The organism is Nocardia sp. NPDC049149 (genome assembly GCF_043197455.1).
GTDB lineage: Bacteria > Actinomycetota > Actinomycetes > Mycobacteriales > Mycobacteriaceae > Nocardia.
Genome location: NZ_JBICTD010000003.1, coordinates 1,051,605 through 1,074,000, shown reverse-complemented (window position 1 = coordinate 1,074,000; position 22,396 = coordinate 1,051,605). Strand labels below are relative to the sequence as shown.

The following is a 22,396-nucleotide window of genomic DNA, read 5'->3' as shown; positions in this document are numbered from 1 at the left end:
GGAAATGCGCGAATCCGGGCGGAACGGGTGTTGCTCATTCGGAGTCGGGCCGTACCCTAGACGTTATGGCCTTGTGCAACATAGTCGAAGGCGGCGTCGTGGTGGACGCCGTGGACGCGACACTGTCCGCGGCACAGGCGACTCCCGAGGCGGTCGAATACACCGAGATCTTGGAGGCGGAGGATCGCCCGTGGGTCACGGTGGTCTGGGACGATCCGGTCAACCTCATGCACTACGTCGCCTACATATTCCAGAAGCTGTTCGGCTACAGCAAAGCGAAGGCGACCGAGTTGATGCTCTTGGTGCACAACGAGGGCAAGGCGGTCGTCTCCTCGGGTTCGCGGGACAAGATGGAACATGACGTCCAGCGGCTGCACGCCGCCGGGCTCTGGGCGACCATGCAGCGGGACGACTGACCAGGACGACTACCCTGACGCCGTGCGTAAGTGGAGCAGGAAGAACTCGCTGAGCGGTCTCAAACTGCGGTCCGAGATGGACGCACGCGAGGCCAATGTGCTGCGCTCGCTGGTCGGCGCGGTCTCCGGACTGCTGACCGACAGAGCCGATGCCGCACCGGAGGACGAGCTGGCCGCGCTGACCGGATTGCGCACCGGCAACACCACGCCGCCGGACGATCCGCGGCTGCGCAGGCTGCTGCCGGATTTCCATCGCAATGAACCCGGTTCCCCCGATGCCGAGCGCGCCGATCTGAACAGCGCGCTGCGCGGGCTGCACGAGCCGGAGATCATCGACGCCAAGCTGGCCGCGGGCAGTGTCATCCTGGAGACGCTGCCGTCTTCGGGCGGCAAGATCGTGCTCACCCCGGAGCAGGCCGACGCCTGGTTGACCGCGCTGACCGATGTGCGGCTTGCGCTGGGCACGGTGCTCGGCATCGACGCGGACACACCGGACCATCTCGGCCCCGACGATCCGCGGGGCCCGCATCTGGACGTGTACCACTGGCTCACCTGGATGCAGGATTCCTTGCTGCAGGCGCTGGCACCCTGAGTTCCGGAAACCTGACGTCAGGAGTGAATCGGTGAAAGTGCATCCAGGACAACGTAATTCGCTCACCGATGTCTCCGGTCTGCTGGTCGGCCACCACCACGTGCTCGACGCGGACGCCACCATGGGCACCGGCGCGGCCACCGGCTGCACCGTCGTCTACGCCCCCGGCGGCGCGAACGCGGCCGTCGATGTGCGCGGCGGCGGACCCGGCACCAGGGAAACCGACGTCCTCGACCTGTCCAACACCGTGCGTCAGGCCAACGCCATCCTGCTCACCGGTGGCAGCGCCTACGGCCTCGGCGCGGCTGACGGGGTGCTGCGCTGGCTGGAGGAACACGCCGAAGGGATCCCGATGGATCCTGCCAACGCGAACCTAGTGGTGCCGATCGTGCCCGCCGCGGTGATCTTCGATCTTCCGGTGGGCGCGTGGGACATTCGGCCGACCCCGGAGTTCGGCTACCGCGCCGCGGCCGCCGCGGCGGTGGACTTCGAGCGCGGCGTGGTCGGGGCAGGCGTCGGTGCGCGGGCCGGTTCGATCAAGGGCGGCGTCGGCACCGCGAGCGTGGTGCTCGAGGACGGCGTCACGGTGTCCGCGCTGATCGTGGCGAATCCCGCAGGCTCGGTGTTCGATCCACGCACGGGGCTGCCGTGGGGCGTCGGCACCGACGGCCCGGAACACTTCGGACTGCGTCCAGGGACCGCGGCGCAGCTGGCGCAGGCCAACGCGCTCGCGGTGAAGGGCACGGTGCTCAACACGACGATCGGCGTGGTGGCCACGGACGCGCCGCTGGATCCGATGGGCTGCCAGCGGATGGCGACGACGGCGCACGACGGCTTGGCCCGCGCGATCCGCCCTGCCCATTCACCGCTGGACGGCGACACCATTTTCGCGGTGAGCACGGGCACCGCGCCGTGGTCGGCGAGCTTCCCGCTGCCGCCGTCCTTTCCACCGGATCTGATGCTGATCGACGAGGTCTGCACGGCCGCAGCGGTCTGCGTGGAACGCGCGATCGTCGACGCGATCCTGTCGGCCAAGGCAGTCGCCGGGATCCCCGCGTACCGGGACCTCTTCCCGCATTGATCGAGGGGGTACTGGTGTAGGTGGCTTCTCGCGCGATGCCTATATCAGTACCCCCTCGATTCCGCGGGTCCGCGACACGCCGACCACCACCGAAGCGGCCGGGTCAACGGCACCGAACCAGGACCGGCGCGGTGCCCGGGGGAATAGCCGAATATTCTGACTCGTTGTCGACTGCGATGGGTCGGCATTGCGGGAAGGGTTCGACTAGTGCTGGTGATCAGAGCCGACCTCGTGGAGGCAATGGTGGCGCACGCGCGTGCCGATCACCCCGACGAGGCGTGCGGCATCATCGCGGGACCGGAGGGTTCGGATCGACCGGAGCGCTTCGTCGCCATGGTCAACGCCGAGCGCTCGCCCACCTTCTATCGCTTCGATTCCGGTGAGCAGCTGCGGGTTTGGCGTGCCATGGACGACGCCGACGAGACGCCGGTGGTCATCTACCACTCGCACACCGCCACCGAGGCCTACCCGAGCCGCACCGACGTGTCCTATGCCTCCGAGCCGTTCGCGCACTACGTGCTGATCTCCACCAGAGATCCGGAGCAGCACGAGCTGCGCAGCTACCGGATCGTCGACGGCGTGGTCACCGAGGAGCCGGTGCAGGTCGTCGCCGCCTACGAAACCGTCTGAACCGATGCCTGTTCGTGAAACCGAGGAGTTCTCATGCCGGTAACCGTGTCCATCCCGACCATCATGCGTGGCCTGACCGGAGGGGAGAAGCGCGTGCAGGCGCAGGGCGCCACGCTGGCCGCCCTGATCGATGACCTCGAGGCGAACCACCCAGGCCTGGCCGAGCGGCTGCTCAAGGACGGCAAGCTGAACCGCTACGTCAACATCTACGTCGACGACGAGGACGTGCGGTTCACCGGCGGTCTCGACGCCGAGGTGCCCGCCGAGGCGAGCGTGACCATCCTGCCTGCCGTCGCGGGCGGCTGACGATCCGTGGCTCGCTACGAATCGCTGATCGCGACCCTCGGCAACACTCCGCTGGTCGGCCTGCGCACCCTGTCTCCGCGGTGGGACGGCGAGCAGCATGTGCGGCTGTGGGCGAAGCTGGAGGACCGCAATCCGACCGGTTCCATCAAGGATCGTCCTGCACTGCGGATGATCGAGCAGGCCGAGGTCGACGGGCTGCTCACGCCTGGCTGCACGATCCTGGAACCGACCAGCGGCAACACCGGCATCTCCCTCGCCATGGCGGCCAAGCTCAAGGGCTATCAGCTGGTCTGCGTGATGCCGGAGAACACCTCGGTGGAGCGGCGGCAGCTGCTCACCATGTTCGGCGCGCGGATCATCGATTCCCCGGCCGCGGGCGGGTCCAATCAGGCGGTGGCGCTGGCCAAGGAGATTGCGGCCGCGAACCCGGACTGGGTGATGCTCTACCAGTACGGCAATCCGGCGAACGCGCTGGCGCATTACGAGACCACCGGCCCGGAGATCCTGGCCGATCTGCCCGAGATCACCCACTTCGTCGCGGGTCTCGGCACCACGGGCACGCTGATGGGCACCGGTCGTTTCCTGCGCGAGAAGGTGCCGAGCATCGAGATCGTCGCGGCCGAGCCACGCTACGGCGAGCTGGTCTACGGGCTGCGCAATATCGATGAGGGCTTCATTCCCGAGTTGTACGACGAGTCGGTGCTGACCACGAGGTTCTCGGTGGGTCCGTACGACGCGGTCAAGCGCACCCGCGAATTGGTCCTCGAAGAGGGCATCTTCGCAGGCATCTCGACCGGTGCGATCCTGCACGCGGCCCTCGGTGTCGCGCGCAAGGCCGTGCAGGCGGGCACGCGCGCCGATATCGCGTTCGTGGTCGCCGACGGCGGCTGGAAGTATCTGTCGACCGGGGCCTACGACGGCACCCTCGAAGAGGCCGAGGACCGCCTCGACGGGCAGCTCTGGGCGTGACCTCGGCGCGTGCCGCGCGCAAGTGCTGCCTGGTCAGCATCCGCGCCGGTACGCTCGGAGGGGCAGGACGACGGCGCGCACGCCGATGCGTGACCGTCGGATCTTCTGCTCGACGAGGAGGCTGCGATGGCCGGCGGCATCGGTTCATCATTCGACCCCGACCGGATCGCGCAGATCCGCGCGCAACTGGGCAATCCCGGCGCGAAGGCGCCAGGCCCGACGCCCGGTGTTCCCGCCAAGCCGAGGTCGGACAACTTCGCCGCCATCAAACAACTGTGGCTGCGCGCCGGGCTGCTCATCGCCGGCTTCGTCGGGCTGCTGTACGGCATCGAGGGCGTCGACTACCTCGACAACAACGACCTGAACAACGCGGGCATCCACCCGCGTGACGCCGACGGGCTCTGGGGCATTCTGTGGGCACCGGTCCTGCACGCCAACTGGGCGCATCTGGTCGGCAACACCCTGCCTGTGCTCGTCCTCGGCTTCCTCGCCCTGCTCGCAGGCATCGGCCGCGGGCTGATGGCGACCGCGATCATCTGGGTGGTCGCCGGTATCGGCACCTGGCTGACCGGCGCATCGGGCAGCGTGCACCTCGGCGCGTCGGTGCTCGTGTTCGGCTGGTTGACGTTCCTGATCTCGCGCGGCTGGTTCGCCCGCAATGTCGGCCAGATCGTCGTCGGACTCGTCGTCTTGGCGGTTTACGGGTCGCTTTTGTGGGGCGTATTGCCGGGTCAACCCGGAATCTCTTGGCAGGGACACCTTTTCGGGGCGGTGGGTGGACTGCTTGCCGGCTGGGTACTCTCTGGTGATGAACGACGACACCGTCGCGCGGATCGGGCTCGCGTCATTGCGTCGCCACGGTGATCGGGCGGCCCGCCGGGAAATATGGGGAATAGGTCTCTCGACCTGGCCGGGCGAGCGAACAATGGACGCAGCCGCGCTGTCGCACGGGGCAGCGGCGCGCGTTAGCGAGGTGGTGTCATGAGTGACAATTCAGCGTGGCAGCATGGGGGAATGCGCCTAACCGTCCTCGGGTGCTCGGGCAGCGTGTCCGGCCCGGACTCCCCAGCGTCGGGGTATCTCCTGACCGGGCCCGATATGCGGCCGGTCGTGATCGATTTCGGCCCTGGCGTGCTCGGCGCGTTGCAGCGCCATGCCGACCCGGGTGAGGTCGACATCTTCCTGACCCACCTGCACGCCGACCACTGCCTCGACCTGCCCGGCCTGCTGGTCTGGCGGCGTTACCACCCGACACCGCCGGTCGGCCGCGCGATTGTGCGCGGGCCGTCGGACAGCGCGGTGCGGATCGGCAATGCCTCGGCCGAGGTCGGCGGCGAATGCGACGACTGGTCCGACGTGATCGACCATCAACCGTGGATCGCCGGCGAAAAGGTCGCGTTCGGGCCTGGCCACACCGTGTCGGCCAGCCGGATGTTCCATCCGCCGGAGTCCTACGGGCTGCGCATCACCACCGCCGCCGGGCGCACCTTCGTCTACACCGGCGACACCGCGATGTGTGATTCGGTGCGCGAGCTCGCCAAGGGCGCCGACGTGCTGATGGCCGAGGCCTCCTGGACCCACGATCCGGCGAATCGGCCACCCGGCATTCATCTTTCGGGCACCGAGGCGGGCATGATCGCCGCCGAGGCAGGCGTGAAAGAGCTGCTGCTCACCCATATTCCGCCGTGGACGTCGCGCGAAGACGTGATCGCCGAGGCCAAGGCGCAGTTCTCCGGGCCGGTGCACGCCGTCGCGCCGGGCGAGACATTCGACCTCTGACCGGTCATCGGGGCTAGTTCTTCCCCACCCCGTCGGCGTCGCCTGCCATCCCCTAGGCTGTGCCCGTGTCTAGACGAGCCGATGGCAGGGCGGACGACGAACTCCGCGAGGTCCGAATCACCCGTGGCTTCACCACGCATCCGGCAGGTTCGGTGCTGGTGGAATTCGGCCAGACGCGGGTGATGTGCACCGCGAGCGTCACCGAGGGGGTGCCACCGTGGCGCCGCGACTCCGGGCTCGGCTGGCTCACCGCCGAATACGCGATGTTGCCCGCCGCGACGCATACCCGCAGCGGCCGGGAATCGGTGAAAGGCAAGGTCGGCGGTCGTACCCAGGAGATCAGCCGGTTGATCGGCCGTTCGCTGCGTGCGTGCATCGACCTGGCTGCCATCGGCGAGAACACCATCGCGATCGACTGCGATGTGCTGCAGGCCGACGGCGGCACCAGGACCGCCGCCATCACCGGCGCCTATGTCGCGCTCTCCGATGCGGTGACCTACCTGGCCGCGGCGGGCGCACTCGCCGACCCGCAGCCGATCTCCTGCGCGATCGCCGCGGTGAGCGTCGGCGTCGTCGACGGTCGGGTGCGTCTCGACCTGCCGTACGAAGAGGATTCGCGCGCCGAGGTCGACATGAATGTGGTTGCCACCGACACCGGAACACTCGTCGAGATCCAGGGCACCGGCGAGGGCGCGACCTTCCCGCGTTCCACCCTGGACAAGATGCTCGACTCCGCGCTGGCCGGCTGTGATCAGCTGTTCGTGATTCAGAAGAAGGCGCTGGCGCTGCCGTATCCGGGTGTGCTCCCTGAGCCGTCCGAGTCGAAGAAGAAGTAGTCGTGGCACGTCGGGTGCTGGTCGCCAGCCGCAATGCGAAGAAGTTGAACGAGCTGCGGCGCATCCTCGCCGACGCGGGGGTCGCCGGGATCGAGATCGTCGGGCTCGACGACGTGCCCGCCTACGACGAGGCGCCGGAGACCGGCGCGACGTTCGAGGAGAACGCGCTCGCCAAGGCCCGCGACGGCGCCGCGGCGACCGGATTGGCTTGTGTCGCAGATGATTCCGGCATCGAAGTGGACGCGTTGAACGGGATGCCCGGCGTGCTGTCCGCGCGCTGGTCCGGGCGGCACGGCGACGACGCGGCGAACAACGCGTTGCTGCTCGCGCAGCTGGGCGATGTGCCGGACGAGCGGCGCGGCGCCAGGTTCGTCTCGACCTGCGCGCTGGTCGTGCCCGGCGGACCCGAGATCGTGGTTCGCGGCGAATGGCCAGGCTCGGTCGGCCGGAAACCGTTGGGCGACGGCGGATTCGGTTACGACCCGCTGTTCATCCCGCAGGGCGGCGACACTTCGGCGGCCCAGCTGACGCCTGCGGAGAAGGATGCGGTCTCGCACCGTGGTCGCGCGCTGACCCAACTGCTGCCCACACTGGCCGAGCTCGCGGACTGACCTGCGACACAAAAATCCCGCACACCGAATCCGGTGTGCGGGAACGTTTGTGGCGGTCTAGACGAGGAACTTCTGCTTGACCTGCTTCGCGTTGACGTGCTCGACGAAGAACGAGAGCAGCGGAATGGTGCCTGCGAGCAGCGTGCCGAGGGTGCGCGGTGCGGGCCAGCGCACCTTCACCGCGAGGTCGGCGGTGCACAGCAGATACACGAAGTACACCCAGCCGTGCACGACGGCGATCCAGTTCGGGGTGTGCACGCCGAAGCCGTATTTGGCGATCATCTCGCCGGTGAGCAGCAGCAGCCAGAGACCGGTGATCCACGCGAGCACGCGGTAGCGCAGCAGCGCGGACTTGATCTTGTCCGTCGGCGCGAACTTGGTGTTCTGCGCTGCCTCCTCCTCGGCGAACGATGTCGCGTTGTTGGTCAGCGCCGCGGTCGCCGCCGCGGCGGCGAGAGCGCCGCCCTCGGCCGAGGCCACGGTGGCGTCGCTGGCGTGCAGCATGTGCTCCTCGGCCGCTTCCGCGGCCTCGATCGCCGAACTGCTGTCGGTGGGACTCCCGGGGGTTGTCAACCGGCGCTCCTCTCGGTGTCGCGGGCGCGCAGACCCGCCTCACGGACCTGATCATCGATGTCTCGGGCGTGCAGTGCGGCCAGGTACCTGTTGTACTCGGCGAGTACCGGGTCTTCGTCGCGCACCGCTTTCGGGCGATCGGGCAGGATGCCTGCCGGAATCTCACGCGGCGCAACAGGTTTCGAGGCAGGCCTCGGGGTACCACTCGGGTTTTCGGCTTCTTCGGATTCCCGCTCCAGCCGCACGAACCGGAAATAGGCGAACACCGCGAAGGCCGCGAACAACGGCCACTGCAGCGCATAGCCCAGATTCTGGCCGGTGCCGCTGGATGATTCGAACCGCTCCCACTGCCACCAGGCCAACGCGAGGCAGCCGAGCGTCGCGACAATCACCAGCGCGATGAGGGCCGGCCGATTGTGTGCCGAGCGGCGAGGTGAAGCGGACACGGCTACTACGGTACTCGTCTACTACACGATCCGTAGGAGGCAGGTGGGCCTTGTCCCTTCAGCGTCCCGCCCGCCTCCCCGCAGGCGGGACCGCCGAGGTCAGAACTTGTAGGTGATGCCCGTGAAGCGCTCGGACTCTTCCCAGAGCCGCTTCCAGAGGTCCTGCTTCTTCGACAGCCTGCTGGACGGTGCTGCGGCGACCGGCCCCTGGGTCTCGAAGAACCGGCGCGGACCCCAGTAGACCTGTGGGTCGGCGTCGGGCATGGTGGCCGCGAACAGCGTGGAGTGCACGGCCTTACGCGGCGCATGCCCGACCAGCGCGACGAACGGCTTGATGATCTTGTCGATCGGCGTCTCGGTCCTGGAGAACAGGTCGGTGGCCGCCACGCCGGGATGTACCGCGTACGAGCGCTTGTCCGAGCCTGCCTCGGTCAGCCTGCGCTGTAGTTCCCGCGCGAACATCAGGTTGGACAGCTTGGCCTGCGCGTAGGCGAGGTTGCGCTGGTAGCGGCGGTGCTCGTAGTTGAGGTCGTCGACCCACAGCTTCGGCGTCTGCCGGTGCGCGATGCTGGCCAGTGTCACCACCCGGTCGGTGATGCGGTCGAGCAGCAGGCCGGTCAGCGCGAAGTGCGCGAGGTGGTCGACGCCCCACTGGGTCTCGAAGCCGTCCTTGGTGCGCGAGAACGGGACGTTCATCAGCCCGGCGTTGTTGATCAGCACGTCGAACTCGCCCTGTGCGTCGGCGAACTTGCGGACCGAGGCCAGATCGGACAGATCCAGCTCGGCCACCCGGACATCGCCGGGGATCGCGTCGGCGACGGCCTTGGCCTTCTCCGCGTTGCGGCAGGCCATGACGACCGTTGCGCCGTTGGCCGCGAGGACCTCGGTCGTGATAGCGCCTAATCCCCCGTTCGCGCCGGTGATCACAAAGGTGCGCCCGGTCTGATCCGGGATTTCAGTAGGTTTCCACGCCATGAGACAACCTTACTCTTGAGTAAGTTCCGAGGGAAGAGATCCACTCGAATCCTAGCCAAAGTGTCTCAGACAGAGTGTGATGACCGCCACTCACCGACCACTGCCGATGGGCTGCTGGAAGGCAGCCGCGAGCGTGGTCCCGACGGTCTCGCTCCACACCTGCCAAGTGGCCGGATCGAGCAGCATCGAACCGGCGTCGATAGTGCGGACGCCTGGCGCGACCGGCAAGCCTGTGAAGCGGTCCTTAAGCCACAGCAAGGCCCGAGGCGCACCGATCGGGTCGAGTGTCAGATGCTCGCTGAAGTGGTCGCGGGTGTACTCGACGCGGGCATTCGGATCCTGCGCGTACCAGCCGACGAGATCGTTGACCGGACCGACGGGGATCAGCCAGTCCGGGTTCGACTGGTACATGAACATCGGCATGTCCGGCACCGCCTTGCCCATCTTGGTCTTGTCCAGCACCGCGAGGACCGTCGGATCGGCGAACGGGTTCTTGCCGAGCATGCCGATGTTGTCGGCGAACGGGAAGAAGATCGACTGGTAGCTCGCGCACAACTGCTCCTTGGCCGCCATCATCAGCTTGCCGAGGCCGTTCATGTTGTCGTCGAGGAACTTTCGCAGCTCCGGGTACTCACGCGCGACGCCCATCGTGCCCGCGAAGATCAGTCCTGCGGAGAGGTTGCCGTTGGCCATCCGCAATGCCGCGGACAGATCGGCGGGGATGCCGCCCTCGGCGACGCCGACGACGTTGAGCTCCGGTGCGTAACTCCGCTTCAGTTCGGCCGCATGGCCGGTCGCGATGGCGCCGCCGGAATAGCCCATCAGGCCGACGCGAGTTGCGGTGCCGGACAACTGCATCGGGTCGAAGCTTGCCGCCGCGCGGATGCCGTCCAGCGTGATCCGTCCAGCCAAAGGCCCTGCGGCATAGGCGGAATCGGGGCCCTGATGGTCGGGCACCACCACGGCCCAGCCCTGGGCGAGCGCGGCCTGAATCTCCAGGAACTGTCCGGCGACCAGCACAGAGCCGGTGATCGTCGCCGGGATGGAGCCCATCTGCAGCTGATAGGACGGCATGCAGTAATTGCCGGTGGAGTCCTCGGCGATCTGATACGAGAACAGCGGCCGATCGGGCATATAGCCGCGCGGCTTCAACACGGTGGCCACCGCGGCAATGGGCTCGTCGCGGGTGTTGGTGGACCGGTACGACAGCTGCCAGGCGTCGACGTTGACCGGGATCAGCGACAGGTTCGCCACATGCACCTGCCTGGCCGCGATCAGTTGGCCCGGTGCCAGATTCGCGTAGGTCTGCGGCGCTGGGCGGTAGAAGGCCGGGTCGAAGCCGGGCGGCAGCGGGGGAATCGGGAACGGCAACACGGGTTGCACCGGGGGAGTGCCCGGTTCGGCGGCGGCCGCTCCGGTGAGGGCGAAGGGTAGCCCGGCCGCCACCACGGCGAGGGCTATCAGCAGCTTCGATGCGTGCTTGCGCGGTGTGACCACAGAACAACCTCGTTGGTGCAGGGCCACGGCTATGTGAGCCCAGTTGGTTTCAGACTGTGGTCGAGTATGCAACGTCATGACGCGGATCACAACCAGCGGTCAGTGAGAGGTGTCTCTCGCCTGGTCACGGCCGCTGCGCGCCCGCTCGTCTACGGTGGAAGCGTGACGATGGTGAGCAGGCAATACGGCGGACGTGCCGTCACCGAACGCAAGGCCGAACGCCGTCAGCGCTTCCTGGTCGCGGCGACCAGGATCTTCGCCGAACGCGGCTACGCGAACTGCTCACTCGCCGACCTCTGCACCGCGGCAAGCCTGTCCAAGCGGCAGTTCTACGAGGAGTTCCAGACCAGGGAAGACGTGCTGGTCGCCGCCTACGATCGGATCCAGGACGACGCGGCGGCGGCCGTGCTCGCCGCGCTGGCCGACCTCGATCCGCGCTACGACATGACCGCCGCGATGACCGCGATGGTGTCGGCGTATTCGGGGTCGATCGGCTCGGACCCGTATCGCGCCAAGGTCGCCTTCATCGAGGTGGTCGGCGTCAGCGACCGGATGGAGCGGCACCGGCGCGAGCGGCGGCACAGCTGGGCGGCGCTGCTCGACTCCGTCGTGGTGCCCGCAGTGGCGCCCGGCGCTCGGATTCGTGGTGGAAGTGCCTGGGGCGCAAGCGCGCTCATCGGCGCGATCAACGGCCTGACGCACGAATGGGTGCTTGCCGATCCGCGCCCGGCCGCGGACCTGCTGGTGGAACTGCTGGTGCCGATCGCGCTGTCGCTGCTGGAAATGCCGGATCAGCGCACCGAGTAGTGCCCGAGTGACGGCGCGAGCGCGTCGAACGCGACGCCGATGTATTCGGTGATGGCCGTGGCGATCTCGTCGTTCGACTGGCCGGCGAGGGTGCGGCGCATCGTCTCGTCGAACAGCACCCGGTGCACGCCGCCGAGCTGGGCCGCGGCCACCCTCGGCGCGATATCCGTTGCCGTGGTAGCGGTCTCGGCGGCGAGGGTCGCGGCGAGCAGCTGTTCGCGTTCGTCGTGGAATTCGCGGAGCCTGGCGACGAGGGCCGGGCTGTCGTTGATCAGCGTGGCGAACTCGGGGCCGGAGAAGCCGACCACCGGGTCCTGCTCGGCCGCCGCCGTCAGGTACGCGCGGCGCAGTGCGGCCAGCGCGGATTCGCCGGGCTCGCGCTCGCGGACCACGCGGGCGAGCTGGTCGACAAAGACGTCGTGCAGGTCCAGGGCCAGGTCTTCCTTGCGCGGGAAGTAGTTGGTCACCGTCATCTTGGCGACCTGGGCGGCGGCCGCCACGTCGGCGATCGTCACCTTGTCGAAGCCGTGCTCGAGGAAGAGCCTGGTCGCTTGGTTGGAGATGTTCTCCCTGGTCTGGAGCTTTTTTCGGTCTCGAAGCCCCAGCGTCTCTGTGTCCATGGCATCACCATAGCTGATATCGACCAAAATTTATGCTTGACATATTTTTAGGTCTGATCTAAGTTTGTCCTCGTACTCAGAACGAAGGAGCGTCACCGCGTATGAATTTCGGACTTGTCGAGGCAACCCCGGCCAGCACCAGCTCCACCATCGACCGAAAGGGACCAGCCACCATGGCCGACAAGACCACCGCGCAGACCACCACCGAAGCCGTCCTCGGCCGCCTCGTGCCGCCGGGAGCAGCGCCGGTGCCGAACCGAAAGCATCGCCGCGGCAACGGGTTTCCCGTGACCGCACGGATCGAACGAAAGGGCGTCGGGCTGCCGCGCAACCAGGCCCTCCGTGCCAAGGCGCAGTACCAGCGACGGATTCCCGGTCGCGGCTGAGGCATCGAGCAGCACTCCCACCGGTCGTCGGCGCGCACGCGTCGGCGGCCGGTTCGCCCCCTTCGGAAGGACTCGCCCATGCAGTACTGCACCACTCACCCGGCCCGGCTCGCGGGCACCGTCAGCGACGACCAGGTCAAGGACTATCTCCGGCTCATCGGCCGCACACCGTTGCTGACCGCGACCCAGGAGTTCGAACTCGGCGAGCGGATCGAGGCAGGCGCGCTGGCCGCCGCGCGACTTGCCGACGACGCCGAACTCGGTGTCGCCGAACGTCGTGCGCTGCGTCGCCAGGTCACCGACGGGCAACGCGCGAAGGCCCACATGGTCGAGGCAAACCTGCGCCTGGTCGTTTCGATCGCCAAGCGCTACCCGACGCCGACGGGCATGTCGCTGCTCGACCTGGTGCAGGAAGGCACCCTCGGCATGATGCGCGCGGTGGACAAGTTCGACCACCGTCGCGGCCTGAAGTTCTCCACCTACGCCACGTGGTGGATCAAGCAGGGGATCGGGCGCGCGCTGGCCGACCAGGGCCGCACCATCCGTATCCCGGTGCACGTGGTCGACGTGCTGAACCGGGTGATTCGCACGCAGCGCGCGATGGCGCAGCAACTCGGCCGCGAGGTCACGCCCGCGGAGCTGGCCGCCGAGCTCGACCTGACCCCGGCGAAGGTGCGCGAGCTGTTGGACCATGCGCGCGAACCGGTTTCGCTGCACACCCCGCTCGGTGACGACGCCGCAGAGATCGGCGAACTCATTCCCGACACGGCGCCGGACCCGGCCGAGGCGGTGCTCGCGGGCACCGTGCGCGGCCAGCTCAACCGGGTGCTCGCCGGACTGACCGAGCGGGAAGCCAGGGTGATCGCGCTGCGTTTCGGCTTGGACGGCACCGAACCGAAGACGCTCGACGAGATCGGCAAGACCTACGGCGTCTCCCGCGAACGAGCCCGCCAAATCGAGGCCAAGGGGATGGCCAAACTGCGGCAACCGGGGCGGGCCAAGGTGCTCGAGGGGCTGCTCGGCTGAGCCGACCTCACTGCGCGACGCGGGGATGCTGGCGTGTCGCTGGACGGACAGCTCAGCGGAATCGGACCATACTGAGTCAATGACCGGTGCAGTCGATGTCGCCGAGAAAGTCCAGGAACCGCTCAGTCGCGCCAAGGTCAATGTGGTGTTCGCCACGATTGTGCTGGGCATGCTGTTGGCGGCGCTCGATCAGACGATCGTGTCGACCGCGCTGCCGACGATCGTCGCCGACCTCGGCGAGGCCGGGCACATGGCCTGGGTGATCACGGCGTATCTGCTCGCCGAAGCAGTGGCGACCGCGCTGGCGGGCAAGCTCGGCGACCTGTTCGGTCGCAAGCTGATCTTCCAGCTCAGCGCGCTGATCTTCATCGTCGGCTCGATGATCGCGGGCCTGGCGAACGGGATGACGATGCTGATCATCGCGCGCGGCATCCAGGGCTTCGGCGGCGGCGGGTTGATGGTCACCGCGATGGCGCTCATCGCCGACACCATCCCGTTGCGGCAGCGCGGCAAGTATCAAGGCGCGCTCGGCGCGGTCTTCGGCGTCACCACGGTGATCGGGCCGACGATCGGCGGGCTGTTCACCGACCACGCGAGCTGGCGCTGGTGCTTCTACGTCAACGTGCCCATCGCGGTGATCATGATCGTGATGTCGGCCCGCACCATTCCCCGGGTGCGCGCGGCCATCAAGCCGATCATCGACTACGCGGGCATCGGGCTTGTCGCCGTTGCGGTTTCGACGTTGATCCTCGGGCTCGAATGGGGCGGGCAGGAGTACCCATGGGGCTCGTCGATGATCCTCGGGCTGTTCGCGGCGTCGGTGCTGCTGTTCGCGGCGTTCGTGGTGATCGAGTTGCGCGCCGCGGAACCGATGCTGCCGATGGGGCTTTTCCGCAGCCGGGTGTTCACGGTCTGCTCGATCCTCAGCTTCATCTGCGGCTTCGCCATGCTCGGCTCGATGACCTACCTGCCGGCGTATCTGCAATACGTGGACGGGGTTTCGGCGACCATGTCCGGCGTGCGTTCGCTGCCGCTGGTCGTCGGGCTGCTGGTGACGTCGATCCTGTCCGGGCAGGTGGTCGGCAAGACCGGCCACTATCGCTACTTCCCGATCGTCGGCACGCTGGTGATGGCGCTCGGCCTGTATTTGATGTCGACCATGGGCCGCAATACCGGCTTCTGGCAGGAGTCGCTGTACATGCTCGTGCTCGGTCTCGGCATCGGCCTGACCATGCAGGTGCTCACCATCGTCGTGCAGAACACCGTGCCTTACGCGCAGCTCGGCACCGCCACCTCGGGTGTCACCTTCTTCCGCACTCTCGGAAGTACCTTCGGCACCGCGATTTTCGGCACGTTGTACAGCAACGAGATCGGCCCCAATCTGAGTGCGGCGCTGGTTCAGGCGCGAGTGGTTCCGCCCGAGGTTGCGGCGAATCCACAGTTGCTGCAAGCGGTTCCCGAGGCGGTGTCGGCGCCCATCATCGATGCCTACGCCGAAACGATCGATCACGTCTTCATCTGGGTGGTTCCGGTGGCACTCGTCGGTTTCGTGGTCGCCTGGTTCCTCAAAGAAGTGCCGCTGCGCGATAGCGCCAAGGCGAGCGCAGGCGATGTGGGCGAAGGGTTTTCGGTGCCCAATTCGGCCGACCGGGTGGTGCACCTGGAACGGGCCATCGCCGGATCCATGCGCAAAGCCGATGCCGAAGGTCCCATCGGGCCGCGCATACTCGCGGACGCGGGCAGCACGCTCAGCAGGGGCGAGGCGTGGGCGCTCGGTCAGGTATATCTGCGCGATCGGGTAAACGCCACGGCCACACTGGATTCGGTCGCGCAGGCGCACAAGCTGCCCGACGATGTGCTCGAGCCGATCTATCGCAGAGTGGCCGACAAGGGCTACCTCGTCGACGACGGCCGGGCGCTGCGACTGACCGATTCCGGTCGAGCCGAGCTCGATCGCGTCAAGGCGGCGTGGCGCCGCTGGCTGGACAGCAGGCTCGACGACTGGAACAACGACGACCCTGCCGATCGCGCCCTGTTCGACCAGGCGCTGGACAACATTGCCGCCAAGCTGCTCGAGGAAGCGGCCCGCGAGCACGAGTCCGCCCGCGTCTGAAATCCGGCCGTATCGGCTCGCGGTAGCCCCTTGCGTCCGCAATACTCGTCCACGTATATTCGTAGACGAGTAAGGAGGTGTGATGGCCACGAAGCGCAAGGTGAACAACCTGCTCGCGTTGGCGGTGCTCGCCGTGATGATCGACCGGCCGAAGCACCGCTACGAGATCGCGCAGACGCTCAAGGATCGCGGCAAAGAGCACGACATGGCCATCAAATGGGGCTCGCTCTACACCGTGGTGCAGAACCTGGAGAAGGTCGGCTACCTGGAGATCGTCGGCAGCGAGCGCGACGGCGCGCGGCCGGAGCGGGTGATCTACCAGATCACCGAGACCGGGCGTGCCGAACTCGCCGACTGGACAAGGGAATTGGTCGCCGTCCCGGAATGGGAGTCGACCAGGTTCATCGCTGGACTTTCCATACTCTCGGTGCTGCCTCCCGATGAGGTCATCGAACTGCTAGGCCAGCGCATCGATGCGCTGAGTCGGACGATCGACGGCGCGCGCGCCGAAACATCCGAAGCCGTCGCCGCAGGACTGCCCAGGCTGTTCGTCATCGAGTCCGAATACGGGATCGCGATGCTGGAAGCCGAAGTGGCATGGGCTCGTTCGTTCCGTGCGGAACTCACCGAGGGCACCTTCCCCGGCGTGGACTGGTGGCGGCAGATACACGCCGACGACATTCCGATCGCGGACGTCATCGCCTCCGTGGAGAGGGGGATGACCAGACCGGAACCATCCTGATCTCGAGACCGGACTCGGCGGGGTGCGGCAACACCGCCGCCGAGCCCGATTGAACAGTCTCGAACCGCGCCCGCATGCGCGCACCCGGCTACAAGGCTGGCAACCACAGGATAACTGGGTGCGTGGTGCACGGGTCGGTTCGGGGATTCGAACAACAACCCGTATCGCACATTCTTGGAGACACCCATGTCTGAAACACGTACCGCGCTCGTCATCGGTGGCGGCATCGCCGGACCGGTCGCCGCGACCGCACTGCGCAAGGCGGGCATCGACGCCCGCGTCTACGAGGCCTACCCCGGCTCGTCCTACAACATCGGCAGCGGGCTCGCGCTCGCGCCGAACGGCATTGCCGCCCTTGATGTCATCGGGGCCGGTGATCCGGTCCGCGATATCGCGCTGCCGATCTCGACGATGAATCTGTCGATCGGTGGCAAGGTGGTCTCGGTGCCCGGCCTGCCCGAGTTGCCGCCGCTGCAACTGGTGGATCGTGGCGAACTGCACCGGGTGCTGCACGATCACGCTGTCGCTGCCGGTGTGCCCTTCGAGTACAACAAGCGCCTGGTCGACGTGGTCGAGGAAGAGTCGGGCATCACCGCCCGGTTCACCGACGGCAGCACCGCCACCGCCGACGTGCTGGTCGGCGCCGACGGCATCCGGTCGACCGTGCGCGACCTGATCGATCCGAACGCGCCGGGACCCGAATACCTCAACATGCTCGGCTTCGGCGCGATCATCGACGACTACGACGGCGATGTCGCGCCGGAATCGATGACGTTCGCCTTCGGCAAACAGGCCTACTACCTGTACGGCTCGGTCGGTGACGGCCGCGTGATGTGGGGCGCGAACCTGCCGCACAAGGAGTACCTGTCGCTCACCGCCGCACGGGAGATCCCGAAGTCGCACTGGCTCGGCATCCTGCGTGAGATCTACGGTGACGACACACCCGGCGGCGAGTTCGCCAGGCGCACCACCGAGGAGCAGTTGGAGGTGACCGGCGCACTGCACATCATGCCGTCGGTGCCGCACTGGTCTCGCGGCCGCATGGTGCTGGTGGGCGACGCGGTGCACGCGCCGTCCAACAGTTCCGGTCAGGGCGCGTCGCTGGCCATCGAGAGCGCAATCCAGGTGGCGCGTTGCCTGCGCGACATGCCAACGCCGACAGCGGCGTTCGCTGCCTATGAGCAGCTGCGCCGGAGTCGGGTGGAAGGCGTCGCGGCTCGTGCCGCGAAGGCCAACCACAGCAAGACACTCGGTCCGGTGGCGCGCAAGATGATGGCGCTCGCGGCACCCCTGTTCATCAAGATGATGAATCAGGAGAAGACGATGGGTGCCGAGCAGCGCTATCGGATCGACTGGGACGCGCCGGTGCAGGCAGGACTCGCCACGGTGTGATTCGAACCGCGCGGGCTGGTGGTCCGTACCCTTGGAGAACATCGATCCGAGAGGACACGGGGGGACAATGCAACCCGACCACCAGCCCGCACTGCACCTGACCGGCCTGTGTAAACGCTTCGGCGGGCCGTGGGTCGTCGACAACGTGAGCCTGGCGGTACCGCCGGGCTCCTTCTTCGGTCTGGTCGGCCCGAATGGGGCAGGCAAGACGACGACCTTGTCGATGGCCACCGGGCTGTTGCGCCCGGACGCGGGACACGCCGAGATCTTCGGCGCTGATGTTTGGGCGGACCCGGTGCGCGCCAAGACCTTGGCCGGGGTGCTGCCAGACGGGCTCGCGCTGCCGGAACGGCTCACCGGACGCGAATTGCTCACCTACACCGGGCTTTTGCGCGGTATGCCGGAGCGCACCGTCGGCGAGCGGGCCGAGGAACTGCTGTCGGTCTTCGAATTGACCGGTGCCGAAGGCACTCTCGTCGTCGACTACTCCGCGGGCATGCGCAAGAAGATCGGCCTCGCGACCGCGCTGCTACACGCCCCGAAACTGCTGGTGCTCGACGAGCCGTTCGAGGCGGTGGATCCGGTGTCGGCGGGCACGATTCGCACCATCCTGCAGCGCTTCGTCGGGGCGGGCGGCTCGGTGGTGCTGTCGAGTCACGTGATGGCGCTGGTGGAGAACATGTGCGACCGGGTCGCGGTGATCACCGCGGGCCGGGTGGTCGCCGCGGGCACCCTCGACGAGGTGCGCGGCGAGACCACGCTGGAAGAGACGTTCGTCCGGCTGGTCGGCGGGCGCGTCGGCGGGGAAGAAGGGCTGTCGTGGTTGGCGTCCTGATCCGGATGCGCCTGCTGCTCAGCAAGCGCGCGTTGCGCAACGGGTGGCAAGGCGTCACGTTCGTGCTCGGCATCGTGGTCGGGCTGGTCTTCGCGCTCATCACAGCGGTATTGATCGGGTTCTCGGTGCGTGACGGTGACGTGTCACGCGCGATCACCGTTGCCGCGACGGTGTACGGCGTGTGGACACTCGGCTGGCTGTGCGGGCCGGTGCTGATCGGCAGCAGCGACGAGACGGTGCAGCCGGAACATCTGCGACTGCTGCCGCTCAGCAATCGCCAGCTGGCCACCGGGCTGTTGGCCGCGTCGTTCGCCGGCGCCGCGCCGGTGGTGAACCTGATCGCCTTCGGCGGGCTTATCGTGCTCGCTGCGCAATTGAGTTGGGCGGCAACGCTGGTCGCCGCGGTCGGGGTGGTGCTGCAGCTGGTGTTCGTGGTGCTGCTGTCCAGGGTGATGCTGGCCTGGGTCGGCGCCGCCATGCGATCGCGGCGCGGCAAAGACATCGGCGTGCTGCTCGCCGGACTGCTCGGCTTGGCGTATTACCCAGCGAGCTGGTTGCTTTCGCACATCAGCGTCCTGCAGGACGTGCCGCCCGCGGCGGCGACAGCGCTGCGCTGGTTGCCCTTCGGCTGGGCGCCTGCTGCGGTAGAGGCTGCGGCGCAAGGGAATTGGCTGATCGCGCTGCTCGGCATCCTCGGCCTCGCCGCACTGTCACTCGGGCTGTGGCAAGCGTGGTCGGTGTTGCTCGCGCGCAGGCTCGCCACCCCGATGAACTCGACGGCGGGCACCTCGGGCGCCGGCCTGCTCAGCCGGGTGCGGCAAACCGGTCCGACCGGCGCCGTGGCGATCAAGGAGTTGCACGCGTGGTGGCGGGACAGTCGTCGTCGGGCCACCCTGGTGCCGATCCTCGTGGTCGGCATCATGATGCCGGTGTTCCCCGTCTTCCAAGGCGGGAGTTCCGGTGGTGTGCCGTTCGCCGGTGTGACTTCGGCACTGTTCGCCGCGCTGGCCGGGGCCAACCTCTATGGCTACGACGGCACCGCCGTCTGGCAGACCCTCGTCACGCCGGGTGCGGCGCGCGCGGATGTCCGCGGCAGGCTGCTGGCCATGCTTGTGGTCATCGGCGTGCCAACGCTGCTGGTCACCCTGATCCTGCCCGGTGCACTCGGCCGCTGGGGCATGTATCCGTGGGTGCTGTCGCTGCATGCCGCGGCCCTCGGCACCGGCGTCTGCTCGGCACTGATTCTCTCGGTGATCGCGCCGTACCCCATGCCGCCGCGCACCGGCAATCCGTTCTCCGGGTCAGGCAATCCCGGTTGCGCCAAGGCACTCATTCAGGTGGCGATGGTCTTCGGTCAGATGTTCGCGGTGCTCCCGGTCCTGATCATCCTGATCATCGGCCGCCTCACCGACCTGAAGTTGATCGAATGGTTGGCCCTCCCGGTCGGCATCGCGCTGGGCATCACCGCCGCCCTCCTCGGCGCCCGCCTAGCCGAGCAACGCCTCGCCACCCAAGGCCCCGAACTCCTCGAAGCAGTCCGAGCACGCTGACTCCACCCGCACGCTGTTCCTGAAATCAGCACTCCTTCTTGGGATCCGCACCTGTTCTGGAGGCCCATAACCGGTGCGGATTGGTAGAAGGGGTGCGGATCCCACGAGGGACCAGGTCGTCTGCCGCGTCCAGCTGCTGTTCGGTTCGTGGGCCGGTTCGAACGGGCAGCGAGGGCGGATCGGGGGAGTAATAGGGTGGTGGGGTGAGCGATAGGGATTCTGATGGCAGCTTGGATCTGAATCAGTTGCGCACGTTTTTGGCTGTGTATCGGGCGGGGTCGATTACCGCTGGTGCGCGGCTGATCGGGGTGTCTCAGCCGACCGTGACGGCGCAGTTGCAGGCATTGGAGAAGCGGCTCGGGCGGTTGTTCGAGCGGTTGCCGCGTGGGGTCGCACCGACCGCGGCGGCGGCCGAGTTGGCGGCGCGGATCGCCGAGCCGTTGGATGCGTTGACTGCCGTCGCCGGGCGGTCCGTGGCGACCGAGTCGGTGCCGCAGCCGCCGGTCCGGCTCGCCGGGCCCGCGGAAATGCTTGCGGTGCAGGCGCTTCCCGCGCTCGCGCCGCTGATCGAGCGTGGCGTGCGGCTGACCGTGACGGCCGGGCTCTCAGAGGATCTGCTGGCCGGACTGCGCGCAGGGACCTACGACCTGGTGGTGTCGACCATGCGGCCGCGAGGCCGGACCGTGCTGGCCGAGCCGCTGTCCGACGAGGAGTTCGTCCTGGTCGCCGCACCCGAAGTGGCTGCAAGCATCGATACTGCGAGGCTGCAGGCGGCAGGCCCCGGCGCGCTTGCCGGGGTGCCGCTGGTCAGCTACGCGGGCGATCTACCGATTCTGCGACGGTATTGGCGCCACGTGTTCGGCATCCGACTGATCGGCGAGGCGTCGGTGGTCGTCGCGGACCTGCGCGCGGTCGCCGCCGCGGTGACGGCAGGCGCGGGCATCAGCGTGCTGCCGCGCTACCTCGTTGCGGCACAACTCGATTCGGGCAAACTGGCGGCCCTGCTCGAGCCGCCTGACCCGCCGATCAACACCGGCTTCCTGGTCCGCCGCCCCGGCACACGCACCCGCCCCCACGTCGACCTAGTGTTCGCAACACTGCGCGCTGCGGCCCGAATCTGGTAGTCGGCAAGCCTAGAGCCGGTGTCGAAGTCCCAGCCTGTGCCCCCAGAGGCTGGTTCGCCGCCCGGCCGCGTTGTCGTCATAGCCGAGACAACCCCGATATCGGCTCCGCGCCCGTTGCCAGGCCACGGTCCAGCCCCGGCTGTATCCGACTAGGACTTCGACACCGGCACCGAATGTCGGGCGCGATTCGGTGCGACGGATCTCGAATACCGTGCGGCAGTACAGGTTCAGGCAGTCGGTGCCGTCTCCGTCACGCAGGGAGCGCGATTCGGTGTCCTCGGAGGTCAGGTGCGCGCGGCGCGGGTGCGCAGGATTTCCGCGGTTTGCGCGTCGGCGGGTAGGAATGCTTCCAGGTGCAGCTCGGCGAGGGTGATGTCGGTGGCTGTGGCGAAGGAGGTGAGGGTGGTGATCAGTCGCAGTTCGCCGTCGTCGCTGCGCAGTCGCAGCGGCACCGCGAAGCCGAGGTGGTCTGGGCCCGGATCGGCTTGGGGAAGATAGGTTTCCAGCTCGGTGATCAGCTCGTCGAGTACCGGATCAGGACTGCGCGCGACGCGGGCGTGCAGCGCCTCGGTGACGTGGCGCCCCCACTCCGGCAGGTTGATCACCCGCCGGGCGAGCCCGTCCGGATGGAGCGCGAGGCGCAGCACGTTGACCGGCGGTTCCAGCAGTTCGGGTGCCGCGCCCTCGGTGAGCACCTCGAAGGCCGCGTTGGCGGCGAGCAGGATGCCGTGCGGCCGGACGACCAGCGCGGGGTAGGGCTGGTGGCCGTCGAGGATGCTCCGCAATGCCTCCCGCACGGGCGCCAATTCCGGTGTGTCCAACGTGGACTCGGGGAAGGCGGGCGCGAAGCCTGCCGCGAGCAGCAGCCCGTTGCGTTCTCGCAGCGACAGATCGAGCGATTCGGCGAGTCGCACCACCATCGTGCGGCCGGGGCGCGAACGCCCCTGTTCCAGGAAGCTCAGATGCCGCTGCGTGGTGTCCGCTTTGATCGCCAGGTCGAGCTGGCTGACCCGGCGCAGCGTGCGCCAATGCTTGAGCTGGCGGGCGAACCCAGTGGCTTCGATCACCGTTGTCATGCGTTCAGTCTGGC

Annotated in this window: 25 protein-coding genes; 19 read left to right on the top strand and 6 right to left on the bottom strand. The window is 67.7% G+C overall.

What is annotated here, in order from left to right; all coding sequences use genetic code 11:
* The first annotated feature begins 65 nt into the window (after positions 1 to 65).
* The 10 genes from clpS to rdgB all read left to right on the top strand — a co-directional run bounded on the left by clpS (position 66) and on the right by rdgB (position 7,220).
* Positions 66 to 416 carry an ATP-dependent Clp protease adapter ClpS gene (gene clpS / locus ACGFNJ_RS15685; RefSeq protein WP_069163117.1) on the top strand — a complete coding sequence of 117 codons (351 nt, stop codon included), beginning with the start codon at positions 66 to 68 and terminating at the stop codon, positions 414 to 416.
* A 22-nt stretch (positions 417 to 438) separates the two neighbouring features.
* Positions 439 to 1,008 carry a DUF2017 domain-containing protein gene (locus tag ACGFNJ_RS15680; protein WP_069163118.1) on the top strand — a complete coding sequence of 190 codons (570 nt, stop codon included), beginning with the start codon at positions 439 to 441 and terminating at the stop codon, positions 1,006 to 1,008.
* Between the two features lie 37 nt (positions 1,009 to 1,045).
* On the top strand, positions 1,046 to 2,089 hold the full coding sequence (locus tag ACGFNJ_RS15675) for a P1 family peptidase (RefSeq protein WP_393447864.1): 1,044 nt from the start codon (positions 1,046 to 1,048) through the stop codon (positions 2,087 to 2,089).
* A gap of 207 nt (positions 2,090 to 2,296) precedes the next feature.
* The gene (locus tag ACGFNJ_RS15670; RefSeq protein ID WP_393447723.1) at positions 2,297 to 2,719 is read left to right on the top strand and encodes a Mov34/MPN/PAD-1 family protein; all 423 of its coding nucleotides are present in this window, start codon (positions 2,297 to 2,299) and stop codon (positions 2,717 to 2,719) included.
* Between the two features lie 33 nt (positions 2,720 to 2,752).
* Positions 2,753 to 3,025, top strand: a complete 273-nt coding sequence (locus tag ACGFNJ_RS15665; RefSeq protein ID WP_393447721.1) for a MoaD/ThiS family protein — start codon at positions 2,753 to 2,755, stop codon at positions 3,023 to 3,025.
* A gap of 6 nt (positions 3,026 to 3,031) precedes the next feature.
* On the top strand, positions 3,032 to 3,994 hold the full coding sequence (locus ACGFNJ_RS15660; protein ID WP_393447719.1) for a cysteine synthase: 963 nt from the start codon (positions 3,032 to 3,034) through the stop codon (positions 3,992 to 3,994).
* A gap of 126 nt (positions 3,995 to 4,120) precedes the next feature.
* Positions 4,121 to 4,858 (top strand): rhomboid family intramembrane serine protease, encoded by a 738-nt coding sequence (locus tag ACGFNJ_RS15655; RefSeq protein WP_393447717.1) that lies wholly within the window; start codon positions 4,121 to 4,123, stop codon positions 4,856 to 4,858.
* A gap of 150 nt (positions 4,859 to 5,008) precedes the next feature.
* A complete protein-coding gene (locus ACGFNJ_RS15650) occupies positions 5,009 to 5,773 on the top strand; it encodes a cyclic nucleotide-degrading phosphodiesterase (RefSeq protein WP_393447862.1) in 765 nt (254 codons plus the stop codon).
* A gap of 65 nt (positions 5,774 to 5,838) precedes the next feature.
* Positions 5,839 to 6,609, top strand: a complete 771-nt coding sequence (rph, locus tag ACGFNJ_RS15645) for a ribonuclease PH (protein ID WP_393447715.1) — start codon at positions 5,839 to 5,841, stop codon at positions 6,607 to 6,609.
* Between the two features lie 2 nt (positions 6,610 to 6,611).
* The gene (rdgB, locus tag ACGFNJ_RS15640) at positions 6,612 to 7,220 is read left to right on the top strand and encodes an RdgB/HAM1 family non-canonical purine NTP pyrophosphatase (RefSeq protein WP_393447713.1); all 609 of its coding nucleotides are present in this window, start codon (positions 6,612 to 6,614) and stop codon (positions 7,218 to 7,220) included.
* Between the two features lie 57 nt (positions 7,221 to 7,277).
* Here the strand turns inward: rdgB and ACGFNJ_RS15635 are convergent, their stop codons facing one another.
* The 4 genes from ACGFNJ_RS15635 to ACGFNJ_RS15620 form a co-directional block, all read right to left on the bottom strand.
* Entirely contained in the window at positions 7,278 to 7,577 is a 300-nt protein-coding gene (locus ACGFNJ_RS15635; protein WP_393447860.1) for a DUF3817 domain-containing protein, read from the bottom strand.
* Between the two features lie 212 nt (positions 7,578 to 7,789).
* The gene (locus tag ACGFNJ_RS15630) at positions 7,790 to 8,239 is read right to left on the bottom strand and encodes a transcriptional regulator (RefSeq protein WP_393447711.1); all 450 of its coding nucleotides are present in this window, start codon (positions 8,237 to 8,239) and stop codon (positions 7,790 to 7,792) included.
* Between the two features lie 99 nt (positions 8,240 to 8,338).
* The gene (locus ACGFNJ_RS15625; RefSeq protein WP_393447709.1) at positions 8,339 to 9,214 is read right to left on the bottom strand and encodes an oxidoreductase; all 876 of its coding nucleotides are present in this window, start codon (positions 9,212 to 9,214) and stop codon (positions 8,339 to 8,341) included.
* Positions 9,215 to 9,304: 90 nt separating this feature from the next.
* Positions 9,305 to 10,711, bottom strand: coding sequence for a lipase family protein (locus ACGFNJ_RS15620; protein WP_393447707.1), 1,407 nt, complete (start codon positions 10,709 to 10,711; stop codon positions 9,305 to 9,307).
* A 168-nt stretch (positions 10,712 to 10,879) separates the two neighbouring features.
* On the opposite strand from ACGFNJ_RS15620, the gene ACGFNJ_RS15615 reads away from it, so the two are divergent.
* Positions 10,880 to 11,518 carry a TetR/AcrR family transcriptional regulator gene (locus tag ACGFNJ_RS15615; RefSeq protein ID WP_393447858.1) on the top strand — a complete coding sequence of 213 codons (639 nt, stop codon included), beginning with the start codon at positions 10,880 to 10,882 and terminating at the stop codon, positions 11,516 to 11,518.
* Here ACGFNJ_RS15615 and ACGFNJ_RS15610 read toward each other — a convergent pair.
* Positions 11,503 to 12,138 (bottom strand): TetR/AcrR family transcriptional regulator, encoded by a 636-nt coding sequence (locus ACGFNJ_RS15610; RefSeq protein WP_393447705.1) that lies wholly within the window; start codon positions 12,136 to 12,138, stop codon positions 11,503 to 11,505. The genes ACGFNJ_RS15615 and ACGFNJ_RS15610 overlap by 16 nt on opposite strands.
* Positions 12,139 to 12,239: 101 nt before the next feature.
* Here ACGFNJ_RS15610 and ACGFNJ_RS15605 point away from each other — a divergent pair, with 101 nt between their 5' ends.
* From ACGFNJ_RS15605 to ACGFNJ_RS15570, 8 genes are all read left to right on the top strand, one after another.
* Positions 12,240 to 12,524, top strand: a complete 285-nt coding sequence (locus ACGFNJ_RS15605) for a hypothetical protein (RefSeq protein WP_393447703.1) — start codon at positions 12,240 to 12,242, stop codon at positions 12,522 to 12,524.
* A gap of 78 nt (positions 12,525 to 12,602) precedes the next feature.
* Entirely contained in the window at positions 12,603 to 13,550 is a 948-nt protein-coding gene (locus ACGFNJ_RS15600) for a sigma-70 family RNA polymerase sigma factor (protein WP_393447701.1), read from the top strand.
* A gap of 79 nt (positions 13,551 to 13,629) precedes the next feature.
* Positions 13,630 to 15,663: a DHA2 family efflux MFS transporter permease subunit gene (locus tag ACGFNJ_RS15595; protein WP_393447699.1), complete on the top strand. Its 2,034-nt coding sequence runs from the start codon at positions 13,630 to 13,632 to the stop codon at positions 15,661 to 15,663.
* An 82-nt stretch (positions 15,664 to 15,745) separates the two neighbouring features.
* Positions 15,746 to 16,405, top strand: coding sequence for a PadR family transcriptional regulator (locus tag ACGFNJ_RS15590; RefSeq protein WP_393447697.1), 660 nt, complete (start codon positions 15,746 to 15,748; stop codon positions 16,403 to 16,405).
* Between the two features lie 186 nt (positions 16,406 to 16,591).
* Positions 16,592 to 17,797: an FAD-dependent oxidoreductase gene (locus tag ACGFNJ_RS15585; protein WP_393447695.1), complete on the top strand. Its 1,206-nt coding sequence runs from the start codon at positions 16,592 to 16,594 to the stop codon at positions 17,795 to 17,797.
* Between the two features lie 67 nt (positions 17,798 to 17,864).
* Complete coding sequence (locus tag ACGFNJ_RS15580) at positions 17,865 to 18,632, top strand: ABC transporter ATP-binding protein (protein WP_393447693.1); 768 nt, start codon at positions 17,865 to 17,867, stop codon at positions 18,630 to 18,632.
* Positions 18,617 to 20,182, top strand: coding sequence for a hypothetical protein (locus ACGFNJ_RS15575; RefSeq protein WP_393447691.1), 1,566 nt, complete (start codon positions 18,617 to 18,619; stop codon positions 20,180 to 20,182). The genes ACGFNJ_RS15580 and ACGFNJ_RS15575 overlap by 16 nt, the downstream gene beginning before the upstream one ends.
* Before the next feature lie 203 nt (positions 20,183 to 20,385).
* Positions 20,386 to 21,306, top strand: coding sequence for a LysR family transcriptional regulator (locus ACGFNJ_RS15570; RefSeq protein ID WP_393447689.1), 921 nt, complete (start codon positions 20,386 to 20,388; stop codon positions 21,304 to 21,306).
* 284 nt (positions 21,307 to 21,590) lie between these two features.
* On the opposite strand, the gene ACGFNJ_RS15565 is transcribed toward ACGFNJ_RS15570, so the two are convergent.
* The gene (locus ACGFNJ_RS15565; protein ID WP_393447687.1) at positions 21,591 to 22,382 is read right to left on the bottom strand and encodes a helix-turn-helix domain-containing protein; all 792 of its coding nucleotides are present in this window, start codon (positions 22,380 to 22,382) and stop codon (positions 21,591 to 21,593) included.
* Between the last annotated feature and the right edge of the window lie 14 nt (positions 22,383 to 22,396).